Genomic DNA, 19,044 nt, shown 5'->3' on the forward strand with positions numbered 1-19,044 from the left:
CTAACCCGTGTCGAAGTACCGGATGAACACGCGACCATCGTGCTCGGTGTCAGGACAATATTTCCCGTTCGAGCGCGGTTGCCGGGTTCTCCAGCCCGAGTGTTGCGATGGTGTCGGTTGCGCCTGGGAACGATCGGCCTGCTGACAGCCGAAAGCGCACGGTCCAACGAGAGACGTTGTGGGGCAATAGATTAAGAAGGAGTGAAGAGGATGGTTTCAGACGGTCGCCGGGCTGTTGCCAGCGATCTATTCGCGATAGAATTCGAACATGCATTCGAGCAGAGCGGAAGGTGCGGAGCGGGCATCCGGCCCGCTGCACACCGCCGCCACCACACTGCTCGACCTGCCCCTCACACCCCTGACCGACGACGAGGCCGTCGACCTCATGCGCGAGGTGGAACGGTGCGCCCGGATACTCACCGCGATGCAGCATCGACTCCTGATCGAGGCCCGCGAACGCTGCATCCCCGCCCGCACCGGAGCGAAATCACTGAAGAAATTCCTGATGGAAACCCTGCGCCTGGCCAGCGGCGACGCCGGAGCCCGCGTACACCAGGCCGAATGGGTCGGCGTATTTCACGACATGGCCGGCGAGCCCCTGGATCCACCACTACCGTCCGCCTCGAAAGCCCTTGCCTCCGGCGATATCTCGGCCGACCACGCCCGCGGTATCGCGACCGTCGTGAACCGCATGCCCCGCGGAGTCACGAACGACGACCGCGAAGCGGCCGAACAGATCCTGACCGAATTCGCCCGCTCCGGCTCCCCCGACGACATCGCCAAGATCGGCGACCGCATACTCGCCCACCTCGACCCCGACGGCCGCCTCACCACCGACAACGACCGAGCCCGCAGGCGAGGCGTCACCCTGGGCCGGCAACGACCCGACGGCATGTCCCCCATCCGAGGCGACATCGACCCGACCCTGCGCGCCCTACTGGACCCGCTACTGGCCAAATACGCCCGCCCCGGGATCTGCAACTCCGAAGACCCGGACAGCCCCAGCATCGCCGTCGACAGTGCCGACCCGGCACGGCTCGCCGAAGCCACACGGCGAGACCACCGCTCCACCGCGCAACGCAACCACGACGCACTCACCGCGACCCTGTCCTCCGGTATCGTCGCCGAGGAACTGGGGACGCACCGCGGCCTGCCGGTGACGACCATCCTGACACTGAAAATCGAAGACCTGGAACAGATGTCCGGCGTCGCGACCACCGCGACCGGCGGCACCGTCCCCCTCGGCGACGCACTGAAACTCGCCGAACGCTCCCGCCCATACCTGACCGTATTCGACCACGCCGGACTCCCACTCCACCTGGGCCGCACCAAACGACTAGCCTCCCGAAACCAGCGCCTGGCACTCATCGCCGCCCTGAAAGGCTGCTCCCGCCCCGGCTGCGACGCACCCGCCAGCCTCTCGGCCGTCCACCACACCCTCGAATACCACAACAACGGCGCCACCGACATCGAGAACCTCACCCTCGCCTGCGACACCTGCCACGCCCTGATCCACGACGGCCCAGGCGGCTGGAAAACCCTTGTGAAAGAACCCAATTCACCCTACGCGGGCCGCACCGCATGGATCGCACCCCCACACATCGACCCCAACCAAATCCCCGAGATCAACCACCGCCACCACGCCAACGAACTCTTCGCCGAACTCCTGGCCCGCATCCACCCCCACAACACCCACGAACGCGAAGAACACCCGCAATGGTGGCACGCCCACAACGAAACCCACCGCCCACGACCACAAGCCCGTCAACCGGACGCCGCGGCATAACCCTCGGGCATGGCCCCTGGCCGCCGTGAAATCCCTGTCGCCCAACACCTCCCACACCGACTCCAGCAGCAATCTGTGGTGTTCACGTGGCCATTCGACCCTGTCGCGTTACTGCTCGGGATCGGTAATGTGCTCTGCAGCCACGAGTTCGGCGACACGTGCCCCGTCACCGGAGAAGCAGCGGGTATCAGGCGGCGGCGAACTCACCGGCGCGAATGCCGGACAGGTAGGCGTCCCACTCTGCACGCGTGTAGGACAACGAGATTCCGTCCTGCGTGCGGAGGGTGACGCCGCCGTCGCGGTCGTGCTCGATGACGGGCAGTCCGGGGGTGATATCCGCCAGGCGACCGGTCGCCAGTTGCAGGAAGCTGGGCCAGGCGGCGGCGGTGACCGCGATGATCGGCTGGCGGGACGGGTCATTGACCACGACAGATGGAGCGTGGCGGCGATCCACGCGCGGGTCGAACGTGAGCGCCGCAACCGGTCCGCGTACCTGCGGCACGGCACCGGGCACGGGTAGCCGATGCGGCTCGAACAACTGGGCATCGACCTCGGCCCGGAACGCAGCAACCTCGTCCTCCCCACCGGCTTCGGCCGCCACACTCACGAAGGCCGCTGGTGGGCCCACGCACCCCAACGCGACGAACCGCTACCACCCCTGTCCGAAGTCTTGGCCGCCGGCAAGGGCGTGTCGGAGCCCCGGCAAAGCTGATCACGGTCCGATCGGGTCTCGGCTCCCGGCCGCCGCCTCGCGGCGGATCCACTGGAGCAGGGTGGGGTTGTCGACGGTGGTGATGACGCCGAGGGTGGCGCGGACGTAGCGGTCGTCGTCCAGCAGGGACAGCAGGCTCGCGGCCAGGTCCGCACGCGCGGTGAACCTGCCGTCGGCGTGGCCCTCCACGAGGGTGTAATCGGTGGCCGACGGCAGGTGGTAGAGCCCGCTCGGCCGCACGATCGTCCAGTCCAGATCGCTCGCGCGCAGCAACGTTTCCATCCGGCGCATGTCGTCGTACAGCGTCTTGCCCAGCACCCGCGTCACGTACGGCAGGAGCACCCGGTTGAACAGGAATCCGCCATCGGAATACGGGCGCGGGTCGACACCACTCGAGCTGACCACGGCGAGCCGCCGTATCCGATGCCGCCGCATCGCGGCGACGATATTCGTCACGCCCTGCGAATAGGTGCTGATCGGCGCCTTTCCGGCGGGCACCCCGAGCGTCGACAGCACCGCGTCCCGGTCCGCCACCGCGGCATAGACGGCCACCGGATCGAACACGTCGGCCCCGACCACCTCGAGCCGATCATGCTGCAGCGGAAACGATTCCGGCCGCCTGGTGACCGCGGTGACCTGATGTCCGGCGGTGAGCGCCCGGCCCGTGAGCAAGCGACCGGTGAGACCGTTCGCGCCGAAGATCGTGATCCGCATGGTGGCTGTCCTTTCTCTGGCCGGGCCGAGGTGTCGGCGCGGCGGGATGGACACAAGACGCGGACAGGAGCGTCGTTGTGACAGGTGCGGTGGCGTGATGTACGCCACGGGCGGTGCTGTCAATCGCGTTCGGCCAGGCGGTCGTTCAGGCTGCTCTGGATCCAGTCGCGGATTCGGTCGGATATTTCCAGGACGGTTTCGGCGTCGTCGGCTGCTTCGGGGCCGAGGTGGGCGGTGGGGATGGGCTCGCCGAATTCGATGGTGAGGCGGGAGCGCCTCGGGATCAGGCCGAGCGGGCCGAGCCAGGGCAGGGTCGGTGTGATCGGAAAATACGGCAGGCCGAGGAGTTTCGCCAGGGGGCGGGCCTGCGACAGCATCGGGTAGAGTTCCTCCGCCCCGAACACCGCGGCGGGGATCAGCGGGGCCCCGGAGCGCAGCGCCGCCTTGACGAAACCGCCGCGCCCGAACCGCTGCAGCCGGTAGCGCTGCGAGTACGGCTTGCCCAGTCCCTTGTAACCCTCGGGACATACCACCACGACCTCGTCCGCATCCAGCAGGCGGGACGCGTCGTCGTGACAGGCCGGTACGCAACCCATCCGGTGCAGCACATCTCCGATGTAGGGCACGGCGGCGACCAGGTCACCGCCCAGCACCCGCGCGGTCCTGCGGGCCGGATGCAGAAACCCGACCGCGTAGCCGAGGCCGACCATGTCGAGGGGGAACGTGCCGGAGTGGTTCGCCACGATCATGACGCGTCCCGAGTCCGGGATGTGGTCGAGCCCGACCGTGTCGAGTCCAAGGTAGTCCCTGAATACCGGTGTGAGGAACCACTTTTCGGACGAGTCCAGAAACTCGCGATCCAGTCCGTACTCGTCCGTCTCGTGCTCTCTGCGGATCTGTTCGGCGAGCGTTCGGGGATACCGGCCGACCCTCCGCACCACGTCGGCCGCACTCGGCAGTCCAAGGCGTTTCGCGGCGGTGTCCGCCACCCGCCGGGTCGTCGCCGTCACCTCGTGCGCGTCGGTGAGTCCGGCGAATTTCGCCGCGGTATCCGCCACCCGGCCGGTCGTCGCCAGCACCGTGTTCACGCCGGGTAGTTCGGCGAATTTCGCCGCGGTATCCGTCATTCGGGCCGCCTGCTCCAAGGCCTCGGTCGCGCTCGGCAAGCCCATCCGCACCGCCACGGTGTCGACGGCGCGTCGTGGCGCGACGCCCCCGCCGAGGAGGTCCAGCAGGACCGCCGCGACGGGTTCGGACGTGGGCGGATTGGCGCGGATGTGGTCGTCCACCGCCGCGGGTGTCCCGTAGGCCGGGGTGAATCCCAGCACCCGGCGCGCCCGCGACACATCGAGGCAGCGCCCGAATCGCAGCAGCGCCACGTCCTCGGCCGTCACCTCGCCCACACCCGCCAGTTCGGCGATCCGGGGCAGTAGTCCGTGCGGGACCGCGACGGGCACCCGGCCTTGGCGCAGCGCGACCTGTTTCATCGTGACGATGCCCGGCGCGGCGATGTTGAAGACACCGTCGGCGGATATCGTCGCCGCCCGGGTGACGGCCGCGGCCGCGTCATCGACGTGCAGCAGTTGCAGGCGCGCATCGTATCCGGCCGGTTTCAGGGGAATCGCGGACGCCAGGAGGCGGGCGAGCACGGTCTCGGTGCCCGGGCCGATCACGGGCGCCAATCGGAGGACCACGACCTCGACATCGGGCCGCGAACGCCCGGCTCGCTGCGCCAGCCGCTCGATCTCGGCCACGTCCCCGCCGTTCGTGGAACCCGTTGCCGTCGGGTGCTTTTCGTCGAAGAAGGACGGCGACAGCGGCCCGCAGGGATACACGGCGGCGTCGGAGACCACGACGATCTTCCGCACCGAGGCGGCGCTCCGGCACGCGGACATCAGCCGCATCGCCGCCAGAACCGAACCGACACTGCGCCTTTCGGACCCCACCGCCGGGGGCACCATGACGACCGCGCCGACGTCCTCCCGGACGAGAAGATCCGACCACGTCGGGTACGAGGTGTCTCCGCCTTCGAGTTCGAGCCGGTCGTGCGCGCTGTCCCACCGTCGCTCCCGCCGGGTGGCCGCGCCCAGTGCGCCGTCGCCGTCGTGTCGGACGCACAGCAGCCGATGCAGATCGGACGACGCCGCCATGCGCTCGGCCGCGGCCTCGGCCACCGGACCGCCGCCTACGAGCAGTACGGACAGCCCGCCGGTCGCGCCGTCGATCGGAACCTCGTGCGATGGCGGGTTCGCCGAATCCTGTTGCGCCCCACCGGACACGGTGGAATCCGGGTGAGCCTTCATAGCCCGCCCCGCGAGGTCGCACCGAATCCCCGGGCCGCCGCCTCGACATCCGCGGCCGCGCATGCGCAACGGTCGGCCTGCACGAACAACAGCGACCGCACGTCGTGGAACCGATCGTCGGCGAGATCCACGCCGTCCGCGCAATCACGCAATCGCTGTGCGTGGTCACGCAACCGGGCCGCCGAGGCGGCGGCGAGTTCGCCGTATCGCCCGGGGCGGTTCCCGCGCATTACCAGGTCCTCGACCGACCCGGTATCGAACATCAGCACGGCGCTGTCGCGCGGCAGCGGGTCGCGGGCGATGAATTCCATGCGGATCCGGTCGGCATCCAGTCGCGCCGGGAGGCATTCCGCAGATAACGTCCGGGGCTCGACCAGGGTGGGGTTGCTCGCGGTGGTGATCGTCTCCAGAAAAGCCGTCAGGGTTTCCGAAACCAGCTCTTCGGCAGGGCAATTCGTGGTGCCGCCGCATACGCGCGCCGCCGGGAAGGCGGCCGCGCGGCGCCTGTCCTCGCGGCCGGGGGCGTACCGATCGGGATCGGTGAATGCCCGATCGTCCCGTAGCAGCCACGCGACCGGAACGAGAATCGGATCGCCGCAAGAGAATTCGAATCCGCGCCACCGGAAGGGTGCCGCCACGACGTAGACCATGTGCGACCAATCCGGCCACAGCCGCCCCGATTCGGCGACGGCCGCGGCCGGAGCACCCCCGGCGGTGGCCCACAGCGCCAGCGCCCGGGCGCCCCGATCCAGCGACCTGGTCAGCGTCAGCAGCATATGCGCCGACACCTGGGCCGCCGCGGAGGCGTCGACCACGGCCGCCAGCGTCCCGGCCTCGGGTGCGCGCAGATAGGGTTCGATCCGCTGGTTCAATGTCTGCTCGGCCTGCCCCAGCGCCGTGAGCGGCGCCTGGTAGCGGGCCCGAATGTCCCTGTGCAGCAAGGCGTCGTCGGCCGCCGCGTCGCCGAGAACGATGCGACGGCACAGCCGATCCCACCCGGCGAGCACGATGTCCCAGGGCAGCCTGTCGTCGAACCGCCGCTGCCGCAGCAGCCGTTCGGCCTCCGCCGCCGCCAGCGCCCGGAGGTGGTCGCGCGCGGGCGTCCAGTCCCACCCGTGCGGCGGGCAGGAGTGCCGGACCTGACGGCGGCCGTCGGCGGATACGGCCATCTTCAGCGAGCCGGGTTCGCCGTCCAGCACCGCGCGGGCCAGCTCGTCGGCGTCGTCGATCGTGCACGGCAGCACGACCGGCCCTGCGGGAGTGGGGATTCGGACCGGCGCCCCGTCGTGAGCGGCACCGACACGTTTCAGAAAGGCGCGGGCGAGCCGCGGGGTGCTCGGCGCGAGAGCGGCCAGCGGGCCCAGCGGTGGCCGCGGCAGGCGAGGCCCCGCGGTCAGGGCGTGGAACGCCGCCGTCTCCCGCGGTGACGCGGGCGGCGGGGTGCGCGGCTCCGGCGCGTCGGCGGAGTCGGCATCGACAACGTGCAAACGTCGGGAGTTGGAGTCCCCCAGCGGATCAGGCATCGCAGTCTCCTTCGCGGAGCGGGTATCGGGGATCTACCGGGCAGCGCCTACTTGTCGCGCACCGCGTACGTCCAGTCGGCCACGACGTCGCCGTCGTACGGCGAGATCAGGGCGTTGGTCTCTTCACGGATCTCGGGAACGATGCTGCGCAGGGTGGCCGAGTAGGTCTGCGGCGCGTGGCTGAGCGGAAAGTCGTATGTCTCGTCGCGCCAGGTGAATTCGGACCAGCCGGTGGGGACCTCCACCGGGCAGGCCGGGCCGCGGCCGTCCATGCAGGGGAACACGTCGTACTCGTTGACCAGGCTGATCACCTTCGTCGCCGGGTCGGCGGTGCGCTTGTTGTCGATCGGGGAACCGACCGTCACCACGTGGGACAGCCGGTACATCGAGGCCAGCACCGGATCGCAGGCGAGATTGACCGCGGCGATCCCGCCGAGGCTGTGCCCGATGAGCATGGCCTCCGAACCCTCCGGGACCGCGGCGTCGGCCAGCAGTTTGCCCACGGCGCGGGTGTAGGTGGTGTCGGTGTGCACCAGGTTGTCGAAACAGCCGACGACATCCTGCGGCGTGGCATTGGACAACCGCGCGAACGACGTCCCCGGCAGCAGCACGACATGGCGGACAACATTGTCGCGGCACCGGATTCGCCGTAACAGCACCAGCCCGTGATTTCCCATGGCGGCGATGTTGTTGACGTAGTCGACGATGTCGTTTCCCTGATTTCGCTGCATCGCCACGCGCAGAATGCGATCGGGTTCCACCCGGTACGCCCGGCCCTGTCCCCTGTTGACCATCGCCAGCACCTTCACCGGCAATCCGACCACCGGATCCGCGCGCGGTGTGCCGCCCATCAGAACCACCCACGCAACGTCGTCGTTCCATGGATTGGCGTCCAGCAAACCGCCCATGGCGAACAGTTCGATCGATACCGGCGCCAGCACGGTCAACGCCCGGGTAATGCCGAGCCGCCCGACCATGGAACGCAGGGCCAGCGCCGTCCCCACCGGATTGGCGGCGGTGATCGACGAGATCAGATTCTGCACATCCGGGGCGCCGAGATCCGGATTCTGCGCGGTGGCGGCCTGCAGCCGGACCCGGAACGAATCGACCGCCAGACCCACGCTGAGCGGACGGCGCCGACCCAGCACCTCCATCGCCCGCAATGCCCCGCCGACCACACCGCCGCACGGCGAATAGCCCAGGTTACCCACGGTCAGGGCCTTTACTGTGCCGAGTACGCCGCGGCCCGCGGCGAGCGGGTCGGCGAGCGACGAGGGCGACCACAGGCTCGCCAGTCCGGCAGTGATCGTCGCCGAGGCGCGCCTCGCCTCGACCGCCGCCTCGGCGAGCGCCACCGACGCCGCCATGAGCGGATCGGGTTCGGCGGGTATGCCGCGCTGTTCGATGACAACGTCGCGAACCGGGCCCGCGGCGGCCCTCGCGGTACTGCGCTGCGTCGAAGCTGTCGTCATTTGCTGCTCCTCCCGGCAAACGAGTGGTGCGAGCGGGTGGTCGATTTCAGACCTGGGTAGCTATCCGATGGCTACCTTACTTCGAACAATTCCGAACAGAAGTGATATGCGGACACTATTTCTTTCGCTCCGAGAGGTACCCACAAATTTCGAAAAAAGTCGGTCGATAGACCTGGATCCGGCGACCGGAAAAGGGCCCGATCGCACCGGTCGATATCCGGCAACAGCCGCCCGGCTCCGGAATGCCGGGCGGCTGTTGCCGAGTCACGGCTGTAGCGAATCAGCGGCGGCCGGAGCGGGAGGGCGCGTCGGCCCTCCGCGAGCGCGCGGCTTGTCCGCGACCCGATCCGGCATGCGAGCGGCTGCCGCCGGAACTCGTGTTGTGAGCGCGCTGGTCGCCGCGGTTCGCGGTGCGACCGTTCGCACCGCCCGGGGCGTGCTGCCGGTTCGCCGCCCGGCGGCTGCCGCGGGTCTGCTCGGTGGCATCCCCCGCGCCGCGCTTGCCGCCGCGCTGGTCGCCCCGGCTCGCGTCCGCCTGCTTCACCCGCGGGCTCGACGCACCCTGCGGACGGCCGGTACCGCGCGCCCTGCGGCCGGGCGTCCCCTGCCCGCCGCCCTGTTTGGCGGGCTGCTTCCTCGGCTCGGACTTCGGTGCGGCGGAAGGGGTTCGGGGCGCGACGAGCGGCGCGATGGCACCGACCAGCGCCGTCACCGACGCCGACTGCGCCGTCACGCGCTGCGGGGTGACGTCGAGACCGGCCTTGCGCAGCAGCGCGGCCACGTCCTTGCGCTGATCGGGCAGCACCACGGTGACCACGTCCCCCGCGCTGCCCGCGCGGGCCGTGCGGCCCGAGCGGTGCAGGTAGGCCTTGTGCTCGGCGGGCGGATCGACATGGACCACGAGCTCCACGTCGTCGACGTGCACGCCGCGGGCGGCGATATCGGTGGCGACGAGGACCCGGGCGGTGCCGTCGGTGAAGGCGGCCAGGTTGCGATCGCGGGCCGCCTGCGACAGATTGCCGTGCAGATCGATCGCCGGAATCCCCGCCGTGGTCAGCTGCTTGGCGAGCCGGCGCGCGTGATGTTTGGTGCGCATGAACAGGATTCGGCGGCCGGTGCCGGACGCCAGGGTGTGCACGAGGTCGCGTTTGGCGTCGGCTTGCCCGATCTCGAATACGTGGTGGGTCATGGCCGGGACCGGAGAGGTCGCCTCATCGACGCTGTGCGACAACGGATTCCGCAGGAATCGCTGGACCAGCTTGTTCACGCCGTTGTCGAGGGTCGCGGAGAACAGCAGCCGCTGCCCGTCCGTCGGGGTCGCGGCGAGGATCCGGGTCACGCCGGGGAGGAAACCTAGGTCCGCCATGTGATCCGCCTCGTCGAGCACGGTGATCCGCACGGAGTCCAGCGTGACGAGCCCCTGCTTCATCAGGTCTTCCAGGCGACCGGGGCAGGCGACCACGATATCGGCGCCCGCCTTCAGCGCCCGCGCCTGACGGTTCTGCGGAACGCCACCGAAAATCGTCGTGACCTGCAGCGATGCGGCAGCCGCCAGCGGTTCGAGGGTGGCGGCGATCTGCGTCGCGAGTTCGCGCGTGGGGGCGAGGATCAGGCCGACCGGACGGCCCGGGCGGCTGCGACCGCCCTCGGATAGCCGGTCGACCATGGGGATGGAGAAGGCCAGCGTCTTACCGCTGCCGGTCTTGCCGCGGGCGAGCACATCGCGGCCCGCGAGGGTGTCGGGCAGGGTGGCGGCCTGGATGGGGAACGGCGCGGTGATGCCGTTCGCCGTCAGGGTGTCGGCCAGGCGCTTGCGCACGCCGAGGGCGGCGAAGGACGTGGCAGGGCTCGATGAACGAGTCGTCATGAGAGGTCAGGGTGCCTTTCGAGCATCAGGGTTGAACCGCAGCGGCGTGCGGGGCTCTCGCCCGCGGGGTGTTGACCGCTGGGTGGCCGACGCGAGACGAAGACATCCACGACGGAGCAGAGTTAGCAAGATCGCTACTCACCGCCCACCACCATAGCCCAGAGGTGGCGCTCGCTCGTCGTCGCCCGGGCGTGATGTCGGACAACCTGGCGCCATAGGTGGTGTGCATCACAGTTTGACCCGGTCTTCGGCGCTCGATTAACCTCGCGCCAGTGGCTACGAAGGACAGCGCCAGGGCCAGGCGCCACTACGGCGGTCGCACCGCCGAGGAGCGAGCCGGGCAACGGCGGGCGCGATTGCTGCAGGCAGCGCTCGAACTGTACGGAAATCAGGGATTCACAGCCACGAGTATCGAGCAATTATGTTCTGCGGCAAGCATTTCCACGCGTAGTTTCTACGAGGAGATGGGCAGCCAGGAAAGCCTGCTGGTCGCCCTCGCCGATCACATCACCGGACAGGCGGCCGGCGCCGCGCTGGCCAGTCTCGGCGAGACCGCGGAACTCCCCATCGCCGAGCGGATCGCGCGCGGCTTCCGTGCCTACCTCGCGGTGACCTGCCGGACGCCGCAGTCCGCGCGGGTCTGCTACATCGAGGTGGTCGGCGTCAGCGATGCCGTCGAGCGGTGGCGGGAGGGATGGCGCACGCGGATGGGCGCCCTGCTGCAGAGCGAGGCCGAGCGGGCGGTGCTGCGCGGCGCCGCCCGGCCGCGCGACTACAGCCTGTTCGCCATCGCGGTCATCGGGGCGGTGAACTCGCTGGCACAGGAGCTCGCCCGCGGTGACCGGGACGCGGAGCGCACCCTCACCATCGATGACATCTGCGACGAACTCACCGCCTTCGTTCGCGGCGGAATCGCCTGAGCCGCCCGGTTATCGGCCCTCGGTGACCCCCTGGATGCCAAGATGCATCCATGCCGCCCCGCACCCCCGCTCCGACCCCGGACCTGCCGATGCTGCTGCTGGCGGCCGCCGCGGACGTCACCGACGCCCTGCGGGCCGGGGTCGCGGCGGCGGGGTTCGCCGATGTGCGGCCCACCCACGGCCTCGCCTTCGCGCGCATGGCGTCCGCGGGCGCCACGGTCGGCGAGATCGCCGCACACCTGGGCGTCACCAAGCAGGCCGCGAGCCAGCTGGTGGACGATCTGGTGAATCGGGGCTACGCGCAACGGAATCCGCATCCGCACGACGCCCGCGCCCGGCTGATCACCCTCACCGACCGCGGCCGGGCCGCCACCCGCGCCACCGAGGCCGCGGCGGCCGAGTTCACCGCGCGCTGGGTGGCCGACCTCGGCGAGCGGCAGGCAGGCGATCTGCGCGACGCTCTGGCCGGTATGGTGACGCACGGCAGGGTGCGGCCCGCGGCACGCTGAACCGCTACGCTCGACGCCACCCCCGCGCGATACCGAGTCCCCCATGACCGATTACGCACATACCGACCACGCCTCGAAGGGCCGCGCCGAGAAGGCCCGGCGCCTGGCCGCCTACGTCTGGCAACGTGGCATCACCGGCTCCGAACTGCTGGCCCTGCCCGCATCCACCAGACGCAAGCTCGCCCGCGCCGCGGATACCAACCCGCCGAGCACCGACGAGACCTGGGCACTGGTCGGGCAACTGCTCGACGAGAAGGACGGCTGGGCCGCGCGCAACCCGAATCATCCGGCGGCCCGCCGCGATCACCTCGACGAGAAGATCCTCTGGGTGAAGCCTCCGGTCAGGCCGTGGACCGGGGGCTCTTGACAGCAAGAAATGAATAGGGGTTCACTTCTTGATGTGGCCCCCGATTACGAGCACCATTCCGGCACCCGCCCGGCGGCGTGGCGCGAGGACGCGACCGCCGGCGACGATTCACCGTTCGCCGGACGTCCCGCCCCCGACGCCGACATCGCCTATCGCACACTGACTTACGAGGTGACCGGGCGCATCGCGCGGATCACCTTCGACCGGCCCGAGCGCGGCAACGCGATCACCGCGGACACCCCGGTCGAACTGGCGCATGCCGTCGAGCGCGCGGATCTGGATCCGCGGGTGCACGTCATGGTGGTGTCCGGGCGCGGTAAGGGCTTCTGCGGCGGCTACGACCTGTCGATCTTCGCCGAGGGTGGGTTCAGCCCCGCGGCGTCGGCGCAGCCCACCGAGGGCACCGTGCTCGACCCGGCGGTCCAGGCCGCCAATCACAACCCCTGGGCCACTTGGGATCCCATGGTCGACTATCAGATGATGAGCCGGTTCAACCGCGGCTTCTCCAGCCTGCTGCACGCGAACAAGCCGACGGTGGCGAAGCTGCACGGCTTCGCGATCGCCGGTGGCACCGATATCGCGCTGTTCGCCGACCAGATCATCTGCGCCGACGACACCAAGATCGGCTATCCGCCCACGCGGGTGTGGGGCATTCCCGCCGCGGGCATGTGGGCGCACCGGCTCGGCGACCAGCGCGCCAAGCGCCTGTTGTTCACCGGCGACTGCCTCACCGGCAGGCAGGCGGTGGAGTGGGGCCTCGCCGTCGAATCCTGCGCCGCCGAGGAGCTCGACGAGCGCACCGAGGAACTGCTGCACCGCATTTCGCAGGTCCCGATCAACCAGCTGATCATGGCGAAGCTGGCGCTCAACAGCTCCCTGCTGGCGCAGGGCGTGGCGAATTCGGGCATGGTCAGCACGGTGTTCGACGGCGTCTCGCGGCACACCCGCGAGGGCTACGCGTTCCAACTGCGTTCCGCCACCGCCGGTTTCCGCGAGGCGGTACGGGAGCGCGACGAGCCCTTCGGCGATTGGAAGCGGGCACAGTTCGAAAAGGGCTCGGGCGCGGTGGAATAGGAAACCACAGCGTCATCCCGACCTGCTCCACCCTCATTTCCCGGCCTGCTCCACCCTCATTTCCCGGCATGCTTTTGGCCGGGATCCACGCATGCACCGATGGATTCCGGCCAAAAGCATGCCGGAATGACGAGCGGGCGGTCAGCCCAGGCCGATGTCCGTAGTCCGCTCGGCCTCGGCAATCACCTTGTCCGCCAACGAGCGCACCGCCTTCGCCTCATCCTCCGTCAGCTCGTCGACGAACAGGCGGCGTACCAGCTCCACGTGGTTGGGGGCGGCCTGTTCCAGCGCCCGGCGCCCGGAGGCGGTCAGGCGCACCAGGATTCCGCGCGCATCTTCGGCGGCGGGGGTGCGGGCGACCAGCCCACGCTTGTCCATGCGTCCCAGATGCTTCGAGAGCCTGCTCTTGTCCCAGCAGATCTCCGCGGCCAGTTCCTTGGCCCGCAGGCAGCCGTCCGGCGCCGCCGACAGCGCCACCAGGATCTCGTAATCGGACATCGACAGCCCGTCCCGCGCCAGCCCGGCGGCCATCGCCGCGTCCAGCCGCTGCCGCATCCGGATGTAGGCCGACCAGGTCGCCTGCTCCCGTTCGCCGAGCCATCGCACCATGGGAATGATCCTAGCCGGGATTTGGTTGACATGGACACCAACCATCCGAGGAGGCTCCGATGCCCGCCGTCACCGTCGACAACATCCTGGTTCTGCCGCGGCTGTCCCGCCCCGACGACACCGCGCGGCAGCGGCCGGTCCGCTCCGTCAGCACCGCCCACGCCCAGCGTGAGGGCGCGGGGTTCGAGGTGCGCCGCCCGTTCCCGAGCGTGGACCTGCGCTCCGCCGATCCGTTCATCCTGCTCGATCAGATGGGCCCGGTGGCCTACGAGCCGTACGAGGCCAAGGGCGCGCCGTGGCATCCGCACCGCGGCTTCGAGACCGTCACCTACATGCTCGACGGCACCATGGTCCACCACGACTCCAACGACGGCGGCGGCGTCATCAGCGAAGGCGACACGCAGTGGATGACGGCCGGATCCGGCATCCTGCACGACGAACTACCGGCCGAGGACCTGGTGATCTCCGGCGGGCTGTTCCACGGCATCCAGCTGTGGGTGAACCTGCCGCGGGCGCAGAAGTTGGCGCCGCCGCGCTACCAGGATCTGCGGGCGAGTGAGCTGACGCTGGTGAGTTCGCACGACGGCGGTGCGCTGCTGCGCATCATCGCCGGGGAGATCGGCGGATTCGCCGGTCCGGGATCGACCTACACCCCGATCGCCTACGCCCACGCCTCGATCAGCCCCGGCGGACGTCTGGAAAGCCCGTGGCCGCAACGGTTCTCGGCCATGGCCTACGTACTCTCGGGCAGCGGCACCGCCGGCGCGGAGGGCCGCCCGCTGGGCGAGGGTCAGCTCGCGGTGTTCGGTCCGGGCGACGCGGTCACCGTGACCGCCGACGACCACCAGCACACGCCCTCCGGTGATATGGAGGTGCTGCTGCTCGGCGGCGAGCCGATCCGCGAGCCCGTCGTGCAGTACGGACCGTTCGTGATGAACTCCCGGCACGAAATCATCGAGGCCATCGAGGATTTCAACGCCGGGCGAATGGGCCGCATCCCCGCCGAGCACCTGTCCGGGAAACGCCTGGGCGAGTAGGGACGCGTGCGCGGCTCTCGGCCGCCCAGTTGACAACCGGGCCGGGCATCAAGACAGTAGACTCGGCGCGCCCGGCCCTGCCACCGCGGGGAGTGCGGCCGGACCCGTCGTAGTCAACCCAGTAGACATCGAGGAATACATGAACGTTCGCAGGCTAATCGTGACCGCCGGCGCGGGACTGATCACCCTCGCAGCCCCGATCACCCTCTCCGCACCGGCTCACGCGGATTTCGTCCCCTCCGGCTCGGCCGGTACCGGCTCCTCGGGCATCGACGATGCCATCGGAGCCACCGGCTCGGCCGGTCTCGCTCAGACCGGTTCGGCCGGCGGCACGTTCAAGAACTGCGACGACGCCCGGGCCGCCGGTCGTGCGCCGCTGTTCCGCGGCGAGCCGGGCTACTCCCCCCACCTGGACCCCGACGGCACCGGAATGGCCTGCCCGACCGTCTGATCGGTCCGAAAACAGCGACACCCGGTGCGGCACAACGCCACACCGGGTGTTCTGTATTCACGCTCAGCGGCGGAAGATCCGCAGCAGCACCAGCAGCAGGATCAGCACGCCGCCGCCGATCAGGCTGTACTTCACCTTCGGCTCGTTGATCTTCGCGACCACCGCGTGCTTGGTGTTGTCGGCGATCCGCTGCGGATCGGCCCGTACCGCGAGTTCGTCGAGTGTGTTCGCGAGCCGATTGCGCGCGGCTTCGATCTCCCGCTCGATGCCCTCGGTATCCTTCGCCACGTTTATCTCCTGAAGTTTCTGTCGTCGGTCGGCGTGCGTCGCTAGTGGTCGAGTCTATCCGCCGCCCGGTGGTGATCGCCGATGTCACCGCCGTCGGTTACCGTGCTTGGAATGACCGAGAATCGACTCAGTCCCGGCGATACGGCGCCGGAGTTCACACTTCCCGATGCCGACGGCAAGGAGGTGTCCCTCGCCGACTACCGCGGCCGGAAGGTGATCGTGTACTTCTACCCGGCCGCCAGCACGCCGGGGTGCACCAAGGAAGCCTGCGACTTCCGCGACAACCTGGCCGAGCTCAACGGCGCCGGGCTCGACGTCGTCGGCATCTCCCCCGATAACCCCGCGAAGCTGGCCAAGTTCCGCGACAACGAGAAGCTCACCTTCCCGCTGCTGTCGGATCCCGACCGCGAGGTCCTCACCGCCTGGGGCGCCTACGGCGAGAAGACGATGTACGGCAAGAAGATCACCGGCGTGATCCGCTCCACCTTCCTGGTCGACGAGCAGGGCAAGATCGAGGTGGCCCAGTACAACGTGCGCGCCACCGGCCACGTAGCCAAGCTGCGCCGCGACCTGTCGGTCTAGCGAGTCCCCCCTCCCTGTCATCCCCGGCGAACGCCGGGGCCCGGCTGCGAAAAACGCTGCCGGGCCCCGGGTTCCGGCGTTCGCCGGAATGACGTCGTGCGCGTCAGGCGCGCGGCACCATCTGCGCCGCCCACTGCACCATCATTCGCCAGTGGTTCTCCCACCACTGGCCGAACTCGGCCGTGCCGACCGCCGGCGGCGCCGCCTCGCCCGGGAACAGCAGCGACCCGTTCGGCGCCCCCACGGGCACGGTGGGCGCCGGGATCACCGACGACTGGGCGGCGGGCGCCGACTCCGGATCGGAATGCCGCACCAGCGGCTGTGAGGTCTCGGAATCGGCGGGGGCGGAATCGAAGTCGCGCACCCCGAGCCGCTCGGGATCCGAATGCCCCCAGCTGACGGTCGAGGGATCGACGGTAACCACATCGGTGGCAGCCTCACCGGGCGCGGCACCCGGGTCCACCGCCACCTCGCCCGACTGTCCCCTGCCCGACTGAATCCCGCCCGGCTCTTCCTCGGCCGCCGGGACCGGGCGCACCGCAGGATCCCGGACCGGGTATGTCCGCTGGGTGTCGGCCGCGATGCGCGCATTGGTCAGTGTCGTCGCGGAGTCCGTGCGCGACTTGCCCGCCACCTGGTAGACGCCGCCGACGACCAGCCCGCCGGCCAGCACGCTCGCCGCGGCGAATACCGCGGTCGTGCCGCGGGTCCGCCGTGCCCGCCCCGGCTCGGCACCCTCCGTCGCCTCCGGCTGCACCACGAGGGCGGCGCCGATCGCCGACCCCGCCGCGGCCACCTTGCACGGAACGATGGAGGCGCCGAATCCGGTGCCCAGCGCCGACGAGACCGCGGTGTCGCCCGCCGCGGAACCGATCAGCACCACCGCGTCCGGGCGGACCCCGGCCGCGTCGAACTGGTCCCACGCGGCCGTGACCGCCGGGCGCATCGTTTCCTTCGAGATCGTGCCGCCCGCCGTGGTAAATCCGGCCACCACCCGATCGCGGTCGGGAGAGATCAGCGAGAAGCCCTGGTAGCCGGGCACCACGTCGCAGACCACCAGATTGTCGAACTCGGCCACCCAGGTCATCGCCCGGGCCAGGGCCAGATGCGCGGATTTCGCGGAGACCAGCGACGCCGTGCGCCACGGCCCGGACGCCAGCCCCGTGACGATCGCGCGGCGTTCGGCCGCGTCGCGGTAGGTCACCGCCGCCCCGGCGTCCTCGTAGTCCGCGCCGATCTCGGCCGCGAGATCGTCCAGGGCGGTTTCGACCGCGCGGGCCAGGTCCTGCTTGCCGTCGCCGCGAATCTGCTGCGTCCGATGGTGCAGTATCCGCTCGGGCAGGTTGTCCGTACCGGCGAGGAGCGCCACCGCCTGGACGGCGCCGCGCTCGGTGGAAACGCCGAATGTCACCACAGATCGAGCTACCACTGATCAGCCTTCCGACATATCGAGGTACGCCATACTTGGTTATGTGTTCGTCACCACATCGGGCGTGGATGGGTTATGAGTGACGACCAAACCGAGCACGAACGGCGCCGCCGCGTGTCATCCGCGTGTCGCTACCGCTAGCCTGGGGAGGTGGTGGAAGCGCGTACGGCATCGAGGTCGAACCGTCGTCCCGACCCCGCACTGGAGTTGCAGGACGACCCGCAGGAGTTGATGCCGCGACGGCGCCCGACCCAGGAGCGCAGCAAGCGCAAGTTCGACGCCCTGCTGCAGGCATCCAGGGAGCTGCTGGTCGAGGTCGGTTTCGAATCGTTCACCTGCGAGGAGGTCGCGGGCCGCGCGGAGGTGCCGATCGGCACGCTGTATCAGTTCTTCGCCAACAAATACGTCATCGTGTGCGAGCTCAATCGCCAGGATCTGGTGGCGGTATCGCGGGAGCTGGCCGATTTCCACGGCGAGATCCCGTCGATGGACTGGCTGCGGCACATGAACAAGTTCGTCGACCACCTGGCCGACCTGTGGATGACCGACCCGTCGCGGCGCGAGGTCTGGCTGGCCATGCAGTCCACGCCCTCCACGCGGGCCACCGGCGTCATCCACGAGAAGGAGTTCGCCGAGGTCGTCCAGCAGATGCTGCGGCCGCTGATGCCCCGCACGCCGCGCGTCCGCCGATCCATGATGGCGCAGGTGCTGGTGCACATGGTGTATTCGATGATGAACTTCTCCGTGCAGGACGGGCTCAGCCACGACGCCGCCGTCACGGAGCTCAAGCGGCTCATGGTCGCGTATCTGCTGGTCGCGGAGAAGGAATCACGGTCGGGCGGGCAGCGGGACCCCGGCTGAGCGACTAACGCTCGCGGGACTCGATCAGGTCGGCTAGCTCGCCCGGGTCTTCCAGGACCACCATGGCGGCGGCCGTATCGCCGTCGTGCGTGAGGGACAGGTGCACGCGGACGCGGGGGAGGAATTCGGCGGCCAGGCCGTGCAGCTTGATGCTCGGGCGGCCCCAGGCGTCGTTGGCCACCTCGATCAGCGGGTACGGGTTGTCACCGACCTGGGGACTGCGCGCGAACCTGGAGGACGCCCAGGCCTTGATCACCGCCTCCTTGGCCGCCCAGCGCGCCGCGTAGCTGCGCGCCGGATCGGTGCCCTTGCTCTCGCAGTAGCGCCGCTCCCCCGCGGTGAAACTCTCCCGGAGCATGGTGGTTCCGGCCCGCTTCAGCTGCTCCGCGAATTCGGAAATGGTCACCAGGTCCAGGCCGATCCCCAGGATGGTCACAGTGTCTGCAGCTCCTCAACCGTCAGTGGGCCACGGCGGCGATGGCCGCCGCGGTCCGTCCAGCGAATCCGAGCCGGTAACCACCCTTCGTGACAGCGGTCACC

At 69.6% G+C, this 19,044-nt stretch carries 19 protein-coding genes; 9 read left to right on the forward strand and 10 right to left on the reverse strand.

From position 1 onward, the window contains the following. Positions 1 to 268 precede the first annotated feature (268 nt). Positions 269 to 1,786, forward strand: coding sequence for an HNH endonuclease signature motif containing protein (locus tag NM1_RS15080; protein ID WP_068019898.1), 1,518 nt, complete (start codon positions 269 to 271; stop codon positions 1,784 to 1,786). A 187-nt stretch (positions 1,787 to 1,973) separates the two neighbouring features. Here NM1_RS15080 and NM1_RS15085 read toward each other — a convergent pair whose 3' ends face one another. The 6 genes from NM1_RS15085 to NM1_RS15110 all read right to left on the reverse strand — a co-directional run bounded on the left by NM1_RS15085 (position 1,974) and on the right by NM1_RS15110 (position 10,377). Next, complete coding sequence (locus NM1_RS15085) at positions 1,974 to 2,393, reverse strand: hypothetical protein (protein ID WP_068019900.1); 420 nt, start codon at positions 2,391 to 2,393, stop codon at positions 1,974 to 1,976. Between the two features lie 105 nt (positions 2,394 to 2,498). After that, the gene (locus NM1_RS15090) at positions 2,499 to 3,212 is read right to left on the reverse strand and encodes an NAD(P)-dependent oxidoreductase (RefSeq protein ID WP_068019902.1); all 714 of its coding nucleotides are present in this window, start codon (positions 3,210 to 3,212) and stop codon (positions 2,499 to 2,501) included. A 119-nt stretch (positions 3,213 to 3,331) separates the two neighbouring features. Continuing rightward, the gene (locus NM1_RS15095; protein WP_068019904.1) at positions 3,332 to 5,515 is read right to left on the reverse strand and encodes a 1-acyl-sn-glycerol-3-phosphate acyltransferase; all 2,184 of its coding nucleotides are present in this window, start codon (positions 5,513 to 5,515) and stop codon (positions 3,332 to 3,334) included. Next, positions 5,512 to 7,038, reverse strand: coding sequence for a cytochrome P450 family protein (locus NM1_RS15100; protein WP_147289088.1), 1,527 nt, complete (start codon positions 7,036 to 7,038; stop codon positions 5,512 to 5,514). The genes NM1_RS15095 and NM1_RS15100 overlap by 4 nt, the downstream gene beginning before the upstream one ends. Positions 7,039 to 7,085: 47 nt before the next feature. After that, complete coding sequence (locus NM1_RS15105; protein ID WP_068019908.1) at positions 7,086 to 8,510, reverse strand: alpha/beta hydrolase family protein; 1,425 nt, start codon at positions 8,508 to 8,510, stop codon at positions 7,086 to 7,088. A gap of 280 nt (positions 8,511 to 8,790) precedes the next feature. After that, positions 8,791 to 10,377: a DEAD/DEAH box helicase gene (locus NM1_RS15110; RefSeq protein ID WP_084519649.1), complete on the reverse strand. Its 1,587-nt coding sequence runs from the start codon at positions 10,375 to 10,377 to the stop codon at positions 8,791 to 8,793. 272 nt (positions 10,378 to 10,649) lie between these two features. Here NM1_RS15110 and NM1_RS15115 point away from each other — a divergent pair, with 272 nt between their 5' ends. From NM1_RS15115 to NM1_RS15130, 4 genes are read left to right on the forward strand one after another with little or no spacing between them, the layout of a single operon-like run. Beyond that, positions 10,650 to 11,297, forward strand: coding sequence for a TetR/AcrR family transcriptional regulator (locus tag NM1_RS15115; protein ID WP_068019910.1), 648 nt, complete (start codon positions 10,650 to 10,652; stop codon positions 11,295 to 11,297). Between the two features lie 50 nt (positions 11,298 to 11,347). Continuing rightward, positions 11,348 to 11,806, forward strand: a complete 459-nt coding sequence (locus tag NM1_RS15120; protein WP_246011577.1) for a MarR family winged helix-turn-helix transcriptional regulator — start codon at positions 11,348 to 11,350, stop codon at positions 11,804 to 11,806. 43 nt (positions 11,807 to 11,849) lie between these two features. Then, positions 11,850 to 12,173 carry a hypothetical protein gene (locus tag NM1_RS15125; protein WP_068019912.1) on the forward strand — a complete coding sequence of 108 codons (324 nt, stop codon included), beginning with the start codon at positions 11,850 to 11,852 and terminating at the stop codon, positions 12,171 to 12,173. Positions 12,174 to 12,206: 33 nt separating this feature from the next. Beyond that, positions 12,207 to 13,247: a crotonase/enoyl-CoA hydratase family protein gene (locus NM1_RS15130; RefSeq protein WP_246011579.1), complete on the forward strand. Its 1,041-nt coding sequence runs from the start codon at positions 12,207 to 12,209 to the stop codon at positions 13,245 to 13,247. Positions 13,248 to 13,388: 141 nt separating this feature from the next. Here the strand turns inward: NM1_RS15130 and NM1_RS15135 are convergent, their stop codons facing one another. Next, on the reverse strand, positions 13,389 to 13,856 hold the full coding sequence (locus NM1_RS15135; RefSeq protein WP_068019915.1) for a MarR family winged helix-turn-helix transcriptional regulator: 468 nt from the start codon (positions 13,854 to 13,856) through the stop codon (positions 13,389 to 13,391). Between the two features lie 59 nt (positions 13,857 to 13,915). Between NM1_RS15135 and NM1_RS15140 the strand changes: the two genes are divergently transcribed. Further along, positions 13,916 to 14,893, forward strand: coding sequence for a pirin family protein (locus NM1_RS15140; protein ID WP_068019917.1), 978 nt, complete (start codon positions 13,916 to 13,918; stop codon positions 14,891 to 14,893). A 139-nt stretch (positions 14,894 to 15,032) separates the two neighbouring features. Then, positions 15,033 to 15,344, forward strand: a complete 312-nt coding sequence (locus tag NM1_RS15145) for an excalibur calcium-binding domain-containing protein (RefSeq protein WP_068019918.1) — start codon at positions 15,033 to 15,035, stop codon at positions 15,342 to 15,344. A gap of 63 nt (positions 15,345 to 15,407) precedes the next feature. Here NM1_RS15145 and NM1_RS15150 read toward each other — a convergent pair whose 3' ends face one another. Continuing rightward, a complete protein-coding gene (locus NM1_RS15150) occupies positions 15,408 to 15,632 on the reverse strand; it encodes a DUF3618 domain-containing protein (protein ID WP_068019921.1) in 225 nt (74 codons plus the stop codon). A 111-nt stretch (positions 15,633 to 15,743) separates the two neighbouring features. Between NM1_RS15150 and bcp the strand changes: the two genes are divergently transcribed. Beyond that, a complete protein-coding gene (bcp, locus tag NM1_RS15155; RefSeq protein ID WP_068019923.1) occupies positions 15,744 to 16,214 on the forward strand; it encodes a thioredoxin-dependent thiol peroxidase in 471 nt (156 codons plus the stop codon). Between the two features lie 103 nt (positions 16,215 to 16,317). Here bcp and NM1_RS15160 read toward each other — a convergent pair whose 3' ends face one another. Then, the gene (locus NM1_RS15160; RefSeq protein WP_147289089.1) at positions 16,318 to 17,643 is read right to left on the reverse strand and encodes a DUF7159 family protein; all 1,326 of its coding nucleotides are present in this window, start codon (positions 17,641 to 17,643) and stop codon (positions 16,318 to 16,320) included. A 231-nt stretch (positions 17,644 to 17,874) separates the two neighbouring features. Here NM1_RS15160 and NM1_RS15165 point away from each other — a divergent pair, with 231 nt between their 5' ends. Next, positions 17,875 to 18,504, forward strand: coding sequence for a TetR/AcrR family transcriptional regulator (locus NM1_RS15165; RefSeq protein WP_373864044.1), 630 nt, complete (start codon positions 17,875 to 17,877; stop codon positions 18,502 to 18,504). A gap of 4 nt (positions 18,505 to 18,508) precedes the next feature. On the opposite strand, the gene acpS is transcribed toward NM1_RS15165, so the two are convergent. Then, positions 18,509 to 18,940, reverse strand: a complete 432-nt coding sequence (acpS, locus tag NM1_RS15170) for a holo-ACP synthase AcpS (RefSeq protein WP_068019927.1) — start codon at positions 18,938 to 18,940, stop codon at positions 18,509 to 18,511. Positions 18,941 to 19,044 lie beyond the last annotated feature (104 nt).

The organism is Nocardia mexicana NBRC 108244 (genome assembly GCF_001613165.1).
GTDB lineage: Bacteria > Actinomycetota > Actinomycetes > Mycobacteriales > Mycobacteriaceae > Nocardia > Nocardia mexicana.